16 protein-coding genes are annotated in these 12,902 nt (G+C 67.3%); 10 read left to right on the top strand and 6 right to left on the bottom strand.

All coding sequences use genetic code 11. The features are described from left to right. Positions 1 to 40: 40 nt before the first annotated feature. The gene (locus tag MF6396_RS18575) at positions 41 to 1,015 is read left to right on the top strand and encodes a bile acid:sodium symporter family protein (protein ID WP_043860233.1); all 975 of its coding nucleotides are present in this window, start codon (positions 41 to 43) and stop codon (positions 1,013 to 1,015) included. Between the two features lie 80 nt (positions 1,016 to 1,095). Here MF6396_RS18575 and MF6396_RS18570 read toward each other — a convergent pair whose 3' ends face one another. Next, complete coding sequence (locus MF6396_RS18570; RefSeq protein WP_043860232.1) at positions 1,096 to 1,470, bottom strand: DUF2784 domain-containing protein; 375 nt, start codon at positions 1,468 to 1,470, stop codon at positions 1,096 to 1,098. A gap of 9 nt (positions 1,471 to 1,479) precedes the next feature. After that, on the bottom strand, positions 1,480 to 1,959 hold the full coding sequence (locus tag MF6396_RS18565; RefSeq protein WP_043860231.1) for a GNAT family N-acetyltransferase: 480 nt from the start codon (positions 1,957 to 1,959) through the stop codon (positions 1,480 to 1,482). Between the two features lie 188 nt (positions 1,960 to 2,147). Between MF6396_RS18565 and MF6396_RS18560 the strand changes: the two genes are divergently transcribed. From MF6396_RS18560 to MF6396_RS18545, 4 genes are all read left to right on the top strand, one after another. Continuing rightward, the gene (locus MF6396_RS18560; RefSeq protein ID WP_078481253.1) at positions 2,148 to 2,768 is read left to right on the top strand and encodes a LysE family translocator; all 621 of its coding nucleotides are present in this window, start codon (positions 2,148 to 2,150) and stop codon (positions 2,766 to 2,768) included. An 18-nt stretch (positions 2,769 to 2,786) separates the two neighbouring features. Beyond that, positions 2,787 to 3,659: an alpha/beta fold hydrolase gene (locus tag MF6396_RS18555; protein WP_078481251.1), complete on the top strand. Its 873-nt coding sequence runs from the start codon at positions 2,787 to 2,789 to the stop codon at positions 3,657 to 3,659. Between the two features lie 104 nt (positions 3,660 to 3,763). After that, complete coding sequence (locus MF6396_RS18550) at positions 3,764 to 4,900, top strand: HlyD family secretion protein (protein ID WP_058540268.1); 1,137 nt, start codon at positions 3,764 to 3,766, stop codon at positions 4,898 to 4,900. Further along, positions 4,890 to 6,404 (top strand): MDR family MFS transporter, encoded by a 1,515-nt coding sequence (locus MF6396_RS18545; protein ID WP_078481250.1) that lies wholly within the window; start codon positions 4,890 to 4,892, stop codon positions 6,402 to 6,404. Before MF6396_RS18550 ends, MF6396_RS18545 begins: the two co-directional genes overlap by 11 nt. On the opposite strand, the gene MF6396_RS18540 is transcribed toward MF6396_RS18545, so the two are convergent. Together MF6396_RS18540 and MF6396_RS18535 are read right to left on the bottom strand one after the other, a co-directional pair. Continuing rightward, positions 6,405 to 7,166 (bottom strand): AraC family transcriptional regulator, encoded by a 762-nt coding sequence (locus tag MF6396_RS18540; protein ID WP_043860226.1) that lies wholly within the window; start codon positions 7,164 to 7,166, stop codon positions 6,405 to 6,407. 196 nt (positions 7,167 to 7,362) lie between these two features. After that, on the bottom strand, positions 7,363 to 8,271 hold the full coding sequence (locus MF6396_RS18535) for a LysR family transcriptional regulator (RefSeq protein ID WP_173925050.1): 909 nt from the start codon (positions 8,269 to 8,271) through the stop codon (positions 7,363 to 7,365). A 96-nt stretch (positions 8,272 to 8,367) separates the two neighbouring features. Between MF6396_RS18535 and MF6396_RS18530 the strand changes: the two genes are divergently transcribed. After that, positions 8,368 to 9,261, top strand: coding sequence for a pirin family protein (locus MF6396_RS18530; protein ID WP_078481248.1), 894 nt, complete (start codon positions 8,368 to 8,370; stop codon positions 9,259 to 9,261). Between the two features lie 73 nt (positions 9,262 to 9,334). Further along, entirely contained in the window at positions 9,335 to 9,964 is a 630-nt protein-coding gene (gene ycaC, locus MF6396_RS18525) for an isochorismate family cysteine hydrolase YcaC (protein ID WP_043860055.1), read from the top strand. A gap of 6 nt (positions 9,965 to 9,970) precedes the next feature. Here the strand turns inward: ycaC and MF6396_RS18520 are convergent, their stop codons facing one another. Next, on the bottom strand, positions 9,971 to 10,372 hold the full coding sequence (locus MF6396_RS18520; protein WP_043860056.1) for a low affinity iron permease family protein: 402 nt from the start codon (positions 10,370 to 10,372) through the stop codon (positions 9,971 to 9,973). Between the two features lie 79 nt (positions 10,373 to 10,451). Here MF6396_RS18520 and MF6396_RS28235 point away from each other — a divergent pair, with 79 nt between their 5' ends. Further along, positions 10,452 to 11,036 (top strand): hypothetical protein, encoded by a 585-nt coding sequence (locus tag MF6396_RS28235; RefSeq protein WP_102063821.1) that lies wholly within the window; start codon positions 10,452 to 10,454, stop codon positions 11,034 to 11,036. Positions 11,037 to 11,038: 2 nt separating this feature from the next. On the opposite strand, the gene MF6396_RS18510 is transcribed toward MF6396_RS28235, so the two are convergent. Further along, entirely contained in the window at positions 11,039 to 11,551 is a 513-nt protein-coding gene (locus MF6396_RS18510; RefSeq protein WP_078481247.1) for a DUF2938 domain-containing protein, read from the bottom strand. Between the two features lie 67 nt (positions 11,552 to 11,618). On the opposite strand from MF6396_RS18510, the gene MF6396_RS18505 reads away from it, so the two are divergent. Both MF6396_RS18505 and MF6396_RS18500 read left to right on the top strand, forming a co-directional pair. Next, the gene (locus MF6396_RS18505; protein WP_043860058.1) at positions 11,619 to 12,272 is read left to right on the top strand and encodes an ArsR/SmtB family transcription factor; all 654 of its coding nucleotides are present in this window, start codon (positions 11,619 to 11,621) and stop codon (positions 12,270 to 12,272) included. 91 nt (positions 12,273 to 12,363) lie between these two features. Then, positions 12,364 to 12,861, top strand: coding sequence for a PaaI family thioesterase (locus MF6396_RS18500; protein ID WP_043860059.1), 498 nt, complete (start codon positions 12,364 to 12,366; stop codon positions 12,859 to 12,861). Positions 12,862 to 12,902 lie beyond the last annotated feature (41 nt).

Here is a 12,902-nt window from a genome sequence, read left to right as displayed (position 1 = left end):
TTACCGTCTGCGCCATCCCAATAACAAGACAGGACGTGACATGAAACACCTGCGGTTGCTGTTCGACAATTTCACCCTGGCCCTGCTCGGCGTGATTGCACTGGCCACCTTGCTGCCCTGCGAGGGCCAGGGCGCGGTGGTGTTTGGCTGGCTGACCAACCTGGCCATCGGGCTGCTGTTCTTTCTGCACGGCGCCAAGCTGTCGCGCGAGGCGGTGGCGGCCGGGGCAGGGCACTGGCGCCTGCACCTGCTGGTTTTTGGCTGCACCTTCGTGATGTTTCCGCTGCTGGGCATGCTGTTCAAGCCGCTGTTCCTGCCGCTGGTGGGCGACGAGCTGTACCTGGGCGTGCTGTACCTGTGCGCATTGCCGGCCACCGTGCAGTCGGCGATTGCCTTCACCTCGCTGGCGCGGGGCAACATCCCGGCGGCGATCTGCAGCGCGGCGGCCTCCAGCCTGCTGGGCATCGTGCTGACGCCGCTGCTGGTGATGGTGCTGATGGGCGTGCAGGGCGATACCGGGTCCAACCTCGATGCGGTGTTGAAGATCGTGCTGCAACTGCTGGTGCCGTTCGTGGCCGGGCAACTGGCGCGGCGCTGGATCGGCGCCTGGGTGGCGCGCAATGCACGCTGGCTGAAGACCGTCGACCAGGGCTCGATCCTGCTGGTGGTGTACACCGCGTTCAGCGACGCGGTGATCAGCGGGTTGTGGCAGTCGGTGCCGCTGGTGCGGCTGCTGGGGCTGGCGCTGGTGTGCTGCGTGTTGCTGGCGGTGGTGCTGTGGTGCACGCAGTTGCTGGGCAAGCGGCTGGGGTTCAACGTGGAAGACCGCATCACCATCCTGTTTGCCGGCTCCAAGAAGAGCATGGCCACCGGTGTGCCGATGGCCCAGGTGCTGTTTGCCGGGGGGGCGATTGGCGCGATGATTTTGCCGCTGATGCTGTTCCACCAGATCCAGCTGATGGTGTGTGCGGTGCTGGCCCAGCGCTATGCGGCGCGGGAGGAGGTGAGCGCCTGATTCAGGTGCTGTGGTGACCACTTCGCCGGCAAGGCAGGCTCCCGTAGGAGCCGGCCTTGCCGGCGAAGCGGCCTGAGCACTCACCGCAAGGCACGGCGCCTGCGCGAGTAGCACAACCACGCATAGACCCCCGCATTCACCACGAACACCAATGCCCCCAGCCACAGCTGGATGCCTGCCGTCAGCTTGGCCGGGTAGATCAGCGGTATCAGGTAATGCTCCACAAAACTGTCGGGGTAGCCGGTGTCACCCGCCGCTGCACGCAGGCGGTTTTCCCATTCGGTCAGCGGGCAGGGCAGGTGCAGCACCTCCACCAGCACGCCCCAGGTCACGGCCGGCAGGTGCAGCCAGCACAGCCGCGGCCACCTGAGCACCAGCAACCCGCCCAGCATCACGAACACGATGAACGTCAGATGAAACAGTACCAGCCCGTCGGCGGCCAATCGAAAGAACATGGCGTGGTCTCAACCCTGGGCGAAGCTGCGCAGCGTTTCACCTTCCATGCGATAACGCACCCACTCGTCCTGCGGCTGCGCGCCGATGGACTTGTAGAACTGGATGGCCGGTTCGTTCCAGTCCAGCACGCTCCACTCCAGGCGCCCGCAGCCCTTGGCACAGGCCTCTTGCGCCAGGTGGCGCAGCAACGCCTTGCCCGCACCCGTGCCGCGGGCCTGGGGCGTGACGTACAGGTCTTCGAGGTAGATGCCCTGGGTGCCGAGCCAGGTCGAATAACTGAAGAAGTACACCGCAAAGCCGATGGCCTGGCCGTCACGCTCGCAGATCAGCGCCTGGGTGCTGCTGCCTTCGCCGAACAGCGTGCGCTCGATATCGGCGACCGTGGCGATCACCTCGTGGCGGGCACGCTCGTACTCGGCAAGCTCGGTGATGAAGGTGAGGATCTGGCTGGCGTCTTCGACGCGCGCTGGGCGGATATGTACGGGCATGGCGGGGCTTCTGTTCCGGAAATCGAGGAGGGTTATCCTAAGGCAATTACCGGTCGAGGGCACGGGAAGCCTGGAGGGTGGTGAGGGCTCGCCAAGTGTAGTGCCACAATTGCCCCCAACTGTATCGCAGCGCTGCGCACCGACTTGGTTAGTGTCACTTCACAACAACACACCGCCGGACACCCGCCATGCTCACCTCGCTCAACCTGCTGATGGCCTTCGTGCTGTTCGCCTTCGTCTCCTCGATCACCCCCGGCCCCAACAACACCATGTTGCTGGCCTCCGGCGTGAACTTCGGTGTGCGTCGCACCATTCCCCACGCGCTGGGCATCAGTATCGGCTTCATGGTGCTGGTACTGGCGGTGGGCCTTGGCCTGGGCGAGCTGTTCAAGGCCTACCCGCTGGCCTACGGCGTGCTGCGCTACGTGGGCGCCAGCTACCTGCTGTACCTGGCCTGGAAGATCGCCAATTCCGGCCCGCTGACCAGCGCCGACCCCGGCACGCGCAAGCCCCTGGGTTTCTGGGGCGCGGCAGCCTTCCAGTGGGTCAACCCCAAGGCCTGGGTCATGGCTGTGGGCGCCATCACCACCTATGCACCCAGCCAGGGCTACCTGACCAACGTGATCGTGATCGCCGCGGTGTTCGCCGTGGTCAACCTGCCCAGCGTGTGCGTGTGGGTGATGTTCGGCAGCGCGCTGCGCACCGTGCTGCAGGACCCACGCTGGCTCAAGCTGTTCAATTGGCTGATGGCCGCACTGCTGGTGCTATCGCTGTATCCACTGCTGTTTGTAGAATCCGGTTTTGTGTAACCCCCACAGCGAGTCCCGATGGAACTGATCCCCTGGTCGCATGACTGCGCCGAACACTTCACGCTGCGCGGCTGGCGCTCACCCGCCAGCGGCAAGCCGCTGCTGCATTTCATCCACGGCACCGGGTTCTGCTGCCTGGCCTACCAGCCGTTGCTGGAGCGCCTGGCCGAGCATTTCGACCTGTGGCTGTGCGATGTGCAGGGCCATGGCGACAGCGATCATGGCGGCGCCTTCGTGGGCTGGAACCGCAGCGCCGCGCTGGCGATCGAGGCCTTCCAGACAGGCCGTGGCGAATACGGGCAGGTGGCGTGCTTTGCCATGGGCCACAGTTTCGGCGGGGTGCTGACCGGCTTGATGCTGGCGCTGCAACCGGGCCTGTTTCAGCGGGCGGTATTGCTTGACCCTGTGGTGTTCAGCCGCTCGATGCTGGGGGTGATGAGCGTGGCCACGCTGTTCGGCATGCACCGTCGCCACGGCCTGGCACGCAAGGCCGCCACCCGGCGCAGCCACTGGCCCGACCGCGAGGCGGCCTACGCCGCGCTGCACGGGCGCGGCATTTTCAAGGGCTGGCACGACGAGGCGCTGCAGGCCTATGTGGACCACGCCATCGGCGACTGCGGCGAAGGGGTAGTGCTCAAGTGCCGGCCTGCGCGCGAAGTGGACGTGTTCAGTTCGTTCCCGCGCGGGCTGTGGGCTGCCCTGGCCCAGGTGCAGACACCCGCACGGGTGCTGCATGGCATCACCACCTATCCCTTCGTACCCGTGTCGCTGGCGCGCTGGGCGCGTCTGAACCCAAGGGTCGAGCTGCGCGAGGTGCCCGGCGGGCACTGCTTCATGCAGGAAGATCCGCAGGCCTGTGCGCACGAGGTGCAAACCTACCTGCTGGGCTGATGGCAGGTTGTCCATTTCGCGACGAATACTGGCCTGTACGCTAGCGAACGCCAACCGCTGACCCCCTTAGAGTGCATCCTTGAACAACAACAGGGAGCACGAACATGAACCAGGCGGTCAGCCCCGAACCACCGGTTACCCAAGCCACCGAGCGCGTGCGCGTGATGACGCTGCGCCGCGCCCTGGGCGCAGCCGGCACGCTGGCGGTACTAGGGGTTGCCTTGTATGTGTGGCACAGCGGGCGCTTCAACGAACAGACCGACGATGCCTACGTGCGCGCCGACTGGGCGCCGATCAGTGCGCGGGTGGGGGGCTATGTGGCCCAGGTCAGCGTGGCCGACAATGCCGTGGTCAAGGCCGGCGACCTGCTGGTACAGCTGGACGACCGCGACTATCGCCAGCAGGTGCGCCAGGCCCGTGCGGCGCTGGCCGCCAGTACCGCTTCGGTGCAGGCGCAGCAGGCCGTGCTGGTGACCCTGGCGGCGCAGCTGGAGGGGCAAGGGCAGGCGATTGCCCGTGCCGCCGCCGAGCGCGAGGCGGGCGGTGCCGAGGCGCGGCGCGCCGAACTCGACTGGCAGCGTTACCGCCAGTTGATCGGCATGAACGCGGTGAGTGCCCAGCGTGCCGAACGCGCCAGCACCACACGCACCCAGGCGCAGGCCACGCTCAAGGGCGCGGACGCCGGCTGGGCGATGCAGCGGGCCCGCCACCAGGTGCTGGCCAGCCAGCAGCGCGAGGCCCGAGCCGAACTGGTGCGCCGCGAGGCCGAGCTGGAACAGGCCGAGGCGGCCCTGGCCCTGGCCGAGAACGCCCTGGCCGACACCCAGGTACGGGCGCCCTTCGACGGCGTGGTGGGGCAGCGCAAGGTGCGTGTGCAGCAGTACGTCAGCCCCGGCCTGCCACTGCTGGCAGTGGTACCGGTGGAGCAGGCCTACGTGGTGGCCAACTTCAAGGAAACCCAGCTCGAACACATGCGCCCGGGGCAGCGCGCGACCCTGGAGGTGGACACCTTCGGCCGGCACTGGCAGGGCACGGTCGACAGCGTCTCGCCCGGCTCGGGGGCGGTGTTCGCGCTGTTGCCGCCCGACAACGCCACCGGCAACTTCACCAAGATCGTGCAGCGCTTTGCCGTGCGTATTCACCTCGACCCGGTGGAACCCGGCACGCCGCGGCTGCTGCCGGGCATGTCGGTGATCGCCACCATCGATACGCGCACGGCGCAGGTGCGCGATGAGCACTGAAGACAAGGTATCGCTGCGCGCGTGGGTGGCGGTGATCGGTGGCTTGTTCGGCTGCTTCATGGCGGGCATGAACGTGCACGTCACCAGTGCCGCGCTGCCGGAAATCGAAGGCGCGCTGGGGGCGACGTTCGAGGAAGGCTCGTGGATCTCCACCGCCTACCTGGTGGCGGAAATCACCATGATTCCGCTCACCGCCTGGCTGGTGCAGGTGTTCTCGCTGCGCCGGGTGATGCTGGTGGGCTCGCTGGTGTTCCTGATCAGCTCGGTCAGTTGCGCGCTGGCGCCGAACCTGCAGGCGATGATCGCCATCCGCGTGATCCAGGGCGCTTCGGGGGCGGTGCTGATCCCGCTGTCGATGCAATTGATCATCACCGAGCTGCCGCCGAGCAAGATCGCCCTGGGCATGGCCTTGTTCAGCCTCTCCAACAGCGTGGCCCAGGCCGCCGGGCCGTCGATCGGCGGCTGGCTGACAGACGCCTATTCATGGCGCTGGATCTTCCTGCTGCAACTGCTGCCCGGGGTGGCGCTGCTGGCGGCGGTGGCGTGGTCGATCCCGGCGCAGGCCGGCGACCGCGCCCAGTTGCGCGGCGCCGACTGGCTGGGCATCGCGGCCATGGCGCTGGGGCTGGGCGCGCTGCAGATCGTGCTGGAGGAGGGCGGGCGCGAGGACTGGTTCGATTCGGCGTTCATCGTCACCTTCAGCGTGATTGCCGTGGTGGCGCTGGCGCTGTTCGTGCAGCGCCAGCTGTGGGGCGCGCGGCCCTTCATCAACCTGCGCCTGCTGGCCAGCTACAACTTCGGCGTGGCCAGCCTGGCCATGGCGGTGTTCGGGGCGGCGACCTTCGGGCTGGTGTTTCTGGTGCCCAACTACCTGTCCCAGGTGCAGGGCTACAACGCCCGCGAAATCGGCATCAGCCTGATCGCCTACGGCATGGTGCAGTTGCTGCTGGCGCCGCTGCTGCCGCGCCTGATGCGCTGGCTCAACGCCAAGGTGCTGGTGGCCAGCGGCTTCGCGATCATGGCGCTGGGCTGCTGGCTGGGGGCGCCCCTGTCGGCGGACGCGGCGAAGAACGTGATCATCCCCTCCACGGTGGTGCGCGGGCTGGGCCAGCCGCTGATCATGGTGGCGCTGTCGGTGCTGGCGGTGAAAGGGCTGGACAAGGCCCAGGCCGGCTCCGCCTCGGCGCTGATATCGATGCTGCGCAACCTGGGCGGTGCGGTGGGCACGGCGCTGCTGACGCAGCTGGTGTCGTTGCGCGAACGGTTTCACGGGCAGCGTATCAATGAGAGCCTGACGCTGTTCGATGCACCCGTGCAGCAGCGTCTGCCCGGCGGGGTGCTCGATGCACAGGCCCCGGCGCACCTGCAGGTGCTGGCGCAGCTGGACCAGACGGTGCATCAGCAGGCCTACCTGATGGCGTATTCGGATGCGTTCTATGTGTCGTGCGTGGCGTTGACGGTGTGTGCGCTGGCGTCGCTGCTGCTGCGCCAGCATGCACGCTGACTAGTCGGCGTCGGGCTGGCCGTAGGCTGGGGTCTTGCCGAAGTAGGCACTGGGCGAGACCCCCAGGGTGCGGCGGAACATGGCGCTGAAGGCGCTGGGGCTGTCGTAGCCCAGGTCCAGCGCCACGTTCAGGATCGAGTGCCCGGCGGCCAGCGCGTCGAGGCTGGCCAGCAGGCGCAGGCGGCGCAGCCACTGGATGAAGCTCAGGCCGGTTTCGCGCTGGAAGGCGCGGGTCAGGGTGCGTGCGTTCAGGCCGCTGTGGGCGGCGGCGCGCTGCAGGCTCCAGGGGCTGGCCGGGTCGTCGCGCAGGGCCTGGCACAGCGCGGCCAGTTGCGGGTCGACCGGCAGCGGCACGTGCAGGGCCAGAATCGGCAGCACGCGGATCTCGTCCAGAATCAACTGCATCACCCGCTCGTCACGCCCGCCGGGCGGGTAGTCGGCGGGGATGAGCATGGCGCTGATGATCAGTTGACGCAGCAGCGGCGGGATGTCCACCACGCGGCAGGTCAGCGGCAGGTCGGGGCGCGCGTCGGAGGCGACGAACAGGGTGCGCATGCGGACCTGGCCGGCCATCTTCAGGTCGTGTTCGACGGCGGCGGGCACCCATACGCCGCGCCCTGGCGGAACCACCCAGCAGCCCTGGCTGGAGTTGACCGTGATCACCCCGCTCAGGGCATGGATCAGCTGGGCGCGGTTGTGGCAGTGCGGGGCGATGCGCTCGCCGTGGGGGTAGTTTTCTGCCAGGGGGACAATCGGCTGCATGGCGGTGCGTTGGGATTGAGGGTGGGGGGGCAGTATGCCTGATGATCGGTGGGTGCAGGATCAGCGAATGCTGTGCATTCGATCGCGGGGCAAGCCCGCTCCCACAGGTACAGCGCCTATTCAAAGAGTGCCGCAATCCCCGTGGGAGCGGGCTTGACCCGCGATCTGGCGCATAGCGCCAGCAAACCCTGGCACATCAATCGATCCCGCTCTGGGCAAACTCCTGGGCCAGAAAATCCAGCAGGTGCCGCACCGAAGGCAGCAGCCCGCGCCGTGAGGCAAACACCGCGTGCACCAGCCCGCATTGCGGTGCCCAGTGCGGGGTGGGCTGCACCAGCTCGCCACGGGCAAGCTCGTCGCGGATCACCACCAGTGGCAGGTGCACCACCCCCACGCCCGCCAGCGCCGCCTGGCGCAATACCACCAGGTCGTCGGTCACCAGCCGCGGCGTGTGCCGCAAGCTGGCCGTGGCGCCGTCCGGGCCATTGAGCTGCCATTGATAATCGCGCTGCGGGTTGCCCCAGTGCAGGCTCGGCAAGGCGGCCAGGTCGGCGGGCACGATGGGCCTGGGCAACGACGCCAGCAAGCCGGGCGCGGCCACCAGCAACTGCGTGCTGTTGGCCAGCACCTTCATCACCAGGTCGCTGCTCTCCAGCGGCGGCACCCGCACCCGCAGCGCAATGTCGATGCCTTCCTGGATCAGGTCCACATGGCGGTTGGTGCTCTCGATATGCAGCTGCACCAGCGGGCACTGCACCATGAAGCGCGACAGCATCGGCCCCACCCAGAAATCCAGCAGCGCCGTGGGGCAGCTCAGGCGCACGATGCCCTGGGGCTCGGCACGGTGGCGCTCGATCAGCTCGGCCGCACCCTCGGCCTCCACCAGCATGGCCACGCAATGGCGGTGGTAGGCCTGCCCGATGTCGGTTACCGAAAAATGCCGGGTGGAACGCTGGATCAGGCGCACCCCGAGGCGCTCCTCGAGCCCGGCCACCCGCCGGCTGAGTTTGGACTTGGGCATGTCCAGGGCACGGCCGGCGGCGGCAAAGCCACCGTGCTCGACCACCTGGGCGAAGTAGTACAGGTCGTTGAGGTCTTCCACCACTGTTCTCCAAATGGAACGCTGAGGGCACTTTACGCTATCTACCGCCTTCAGCGTTGCGCCCTTATCGTTGGCTTCATGCACGAGAGGAGGTAGCTCATGAAAAAGATCCAAGGCGTCTACAGCAGCCCGCACCCGCATTGGGTGGGTGACGGCTTCCCGGTACGCAGCCTGTTCACCTACGACAACCTGGCCCAGCACATCAGCCCGTTCCTGCTGCTCGACTACGCCGGGCCCCATGCCTTCACCCCCACCAGCGCCCGTCGCGGCGTCGGCCAGCACCCGCACCGCGGTTTCGAAACGGTGACCATCGTCTACCAGGGCGAACTGGAGCACCGCGACTCCACCGGTGCCGGCGGCCTGATCGGCCCGGGCGATGTGCAGTGGATGACGGCCGCAGGCGGCATCCTGCATGAAGAGTTCCATGCGCCGTCGTTCGCCCGCAGTGGCGGCACCCTGGAGATGGTGCAGTTGTGGGTCAACCTGCCGGCCCGGCACAAGTCTGCCCCTGCCGGCTACCAGACCCTGCTGGCCGCCGACATCCCCAGCGTGGCGCTGCCCGGCGGTGCCGGCAGCCTGCGGGTGATCGCCGGTGACTACCACGGCCATCGCGGCCCGGCGCGCACCTTCACGCCGATGCAGGTGTGGGACATGCAGCTCAAGTCCGGCAAGCCCGTGCGGTTGCCTGCCCAGGCCGGTCACAGCAGCGCCCTGGTGGTGCTGCGCGGCCAGGTCACGGTCAATGGCGAGCGTTCGGTGGGCCCGGCACAACTGGTGCTGCTGGAGCGTGCCGGCGACGAAGTGCTGCTGCAGGCCGACAGCGAGGCGGCGGTGCTGTGGCTCAGCGGCGAGCCGCTGGATGAACCCATCGTCGGCTACGGCCCGTTCGTGATGAACAGCGATGCCGAGATCGAGGCGGCGTTCGCCGATTTTCGCGCCGGGCGCTTCGGCCAGATGACCAATGGCGGCGGCACTGTCACACGCGCCGACTAGGGTCTGTATGCAACTCACGTTTGTCCCAACTCCGGCGCCACGGCGCCGGACCACCCCTGCAAGGAGTATTACCATGAGTGTTCCCTACACCCGTCTGGACAAGAACAACGCCGCCGTGCTGCTGGTCGACCATCAGGCCGGGCTGCTCTCGCTGGTGCGTGACATCGAGCCGGACAAGTTCAAGAACAACGTGCTGGCGCTGGCCGACCTGGCCGAGTACTTCAAACTGCCCACCATCCTCACCACCAGCTTTGAAAGCGGCCCCAACGGCCCGCTGGTGCCCGAGCTCAAGGCGCAGTTCCCTGACGCGCCGTACATCGCGCGCCCCGGCCAGATCAACGCCTGGGACAACGAGGACTTCGTCAAGGCGGTCAAGGCCACCGGCAAGAAGCAGCTGATCATCGCCGGTGTGGTCACCGAGGTGTGCGTGGCGTTCCCGGCGCTGTCGGCGATTGCCGAAGGCTTCGAGGTGTTCGTGATCACCGACGCCTCCGGCACCTTCAACCCGATCACCCGCGACGCGGCCTGGGACCGCATGTCGTCGGCCGGTGCGCAACTGATGACCTGGTTCGGCGCAGCCTGCGAACTGCACCGCGACTGGCGCAACGATGTCGAGGGGTTGGGCGCGCTGTTCTCCAACCACATCCCCGACTACCGCAACCTGATCACCAGCTACAACACCCTCACCGGCGCCAACCAGTAGCCCGCCTCACTGCGCGTCGCCGCGCCTGCCCCCGGTTTCATCGGCGGGCAGGTCGGTGGCGCGGTCTTCGCCGATCTCCCGGTACTCCTTGAGCAACTGCTTGAGCTGGCTGTTGTCCAGCTGGTCGAGGTTCATCAGCGCGTTGTGCGCCGCCTTGGTCGAGCGCAGCAGTTCGTCGAGCTTGATGTGCAGCACGTCGTTGTCGCGGTTCTGGGTGTTCTGGATGACGAACACCATCAGGAAGGTGACGATGGTGGTCGAGGTGTTGATGATCAGCTGCCAGGTGTCGTTGTAGTCGAACCACGGCCCGGTGACGGCCCAGACCACGATCAGTACCAGTGCGATGAGGAAGGTGCGCGAGCGACCGGCCTGTTTGGCCAGGCCCTGGGCGAAGCGTTCGAATTTCATGGCAGACTCTTGTGTGGGGATCTACTGGGTAGACCCTGCGGCGTTGCCGAAATTCTTTGTAACATCAGGGGAAGAAGACATGGGGCAGGACCACGGGGCACCGACGCACCTGGTGCGGGTGATACCCACCGATTACGGCCAGTTCGTGCTGGAGCTGAACAATGGCGAGCACCGCTTGCTCAAGGGCCTGGTGCTGACCCGCGAGCTGGGCTGGAGCGAGCTTGCCAACCCACGCAAGGCGCGCCAGCGAACCTTCAGTGCCACCCAGCTCGGTTGGCCGGGTGGGCGTACGCTGGGGCTCGACTACCTGCTCGCGCAGGCACAGCCGATGAACGAGCGCGAGCTGGGCTGGCAGTCGGTGGACTTCTCCCAGTGCAACCGCGCGCCCACCCCGGAGCACGACACCCACCACGTGTACTACGTGAGCCTCAAGCCCTTCGACCCGCAGCCATTCGGCCTGGGCGAGTCGATTCACGGCGGCCATGGCGAGCGGGGCGGCATGTTTTCCTTCGACCTGGCCGGGCTTGTGGCGTGGCCCAACTGGCGCGAACACTTCGAGCTGGCCGGCTGTGGCTGGGCCATTGCCCTGGTCGACGCCAACACCACGGATGCGCAGGCATTGCTGGACGTACTGATAGACGCCTGGTGCCAGCGTGAGGCCTGAGCTCAGCCCCGGGGCATCAGGCCCAGGCCATTGAGCAGCAGTGCCGCGACGAACAGGCTGACCCCGAACGCCGTGTGCGCTGCCAGGCTACGCAGGCGTGCCACCTTGGGGTTGGGGGTGCGACGGGCCAGTACGCCTGCGCCCATGCCCGGCTGCAGAATGAAGAACGGCGCCACCAGCGTGCCGATACCGATCGCCAGCGCCGGCAGCAGGGTAGGGCTGTGGGCCCAGCCGATGCCGAAGATCGCCAGCAGCAGCCCGGCGTACAGCACCCCGATCACATAGTGCGTCGCCCAGCCCAGCAGGGCTTCGCCCGGTACGGGCGGCGCCTTGGCGATGCTGTCATGAGTGAACTGACCATGGCGCAGGTGCGCCACCCAGCGCCCGACCATCGGCCAGCTGGGCGTGGGCACCTTCAGCACCCGCTTCTGTGTTTCGGCCCACAGGTCGGCCAGCGCCGTGCCCAGCAGCCCGATCAGGCTGGCACTGGCGATGAAGTGAAGCAGAGGGGACATGGCGTTGCTCCTGAATAAAACATTCAATGAATTGATTGAATGATTGGCGAATGATAGCTTCCTGTCAATGACCGACCTTCCTCAGCAACATTTCATCGATATCGCCGAGCTGGCCCGCACCCTGGGCCATGCGCATCGGCTGCACCTGCTCGAACACATCGCCCAGGGCGAGCGTGCGGTCGAGCGCCTGGCCGAACTGTGCGGGTTGTCCGTGGCCAACACCTCCCAGCACCTGCAGCACCTGCGTCGCGCCGGCGTGGTACAGACCCGCCGCGACGGCAAGCGCGTGCTGTACCGCCTGGGTGGTGGGCCGATCCTGGAGGTGCTGGCGGCACTGGGGCAGTTCGCCGAGCACAACCGCCTGGCGGTGCGCGAGCTGCTGGCCGACAGCATGAGTGCGCAGGAGCGCCTGGAGGCGATGTCGCGCGACGAACTGGTGCAGCGCCTGCACGAGCAGAGCATCACCCTGCTGGATGTGCGCTCCCACGAGGAATACGCCCTGGGGCACTTGCCGGGGGCGATCAGCATGCCACTGGACGAGCTGCAGCAGCGCCTGGCCGAACTGCCGCAGGACCAGGAGATCGTTGCCTACTGCCGGGGCCCCTGGTGCGTGCTGTCGAGTACCGCCACCGCGGCCTTGCGCGAGCACGGCTTCAAGGTGCGCCGGCTCGACAGCGGCCTGCCGGACTGGCAGGCGGCAGGGCTGCCGGTGGAGGCCTGAGCCTCTGCGGCGGCCCCTGGCGCTTTCGCGCGCGGGCCTGGCAGCGTTACCATCGACGGTCTGACTTTCCATAAAAACAATCAGGAAGCCTATGAACGCCCAAGCCTTACCCCTGCAAGACCTCGCCGCGCCAGAGGGCGTGTGCTACGGCTGCGGTACCTCGCACCCCAGCGGCCTGCACCTGAAAAGCCACTGGGCCGAGGACGGCAGCCACGTGCTGTGCCGGCACGAACCCGATGCCACCTTCACCGGCTGGCCGGGGCTGGTGTACGGCGGGTTGCTGGCGATGCTGGTGGACTGCCATTCGAACTGGACCGCCATGGCCTGGCACTACCGCGCCGAAGGCCGCGAGCCGGGCAGCCTGCCGCGCATCGACTGCGTCACCGGCAAGCTTTCGCTGACCTACCTCAAGCCCACCCCGATGGGCGTGGAGCTGGTGCTCAAGGCGTGGGTCGAGGGTGAGGTGGGGCGCAAGAGCCGGGTCATCTGCGAAGTCTGGGCCGGCGACGTGCTCACCGTGACGGCCGACTCGGTGTTCGTGCGCGTCGACACCGAACGCCTCAAGCAACAGGCCCACGCGACCGTGTAACCCCGGGGGCGATGGCCTTGGACATGTCCCTGGCCGTCGCC

Origin of the sequence: Pseudomonas sp. MF6396 (assembly GCF_002018915.1) — a bacterium.
GTDB classification, from domain to species: domain Bacteria; phylum Pseudomonadota; class Gammaproteobacteria; order Pseudomonadales; family Pseudomonadaceae; genus Aquipseudomonas; species Aquipseudomonas palmensis.
This window is presented reverse-complemented; position numbering and strand designations above follow the sequence as displayed.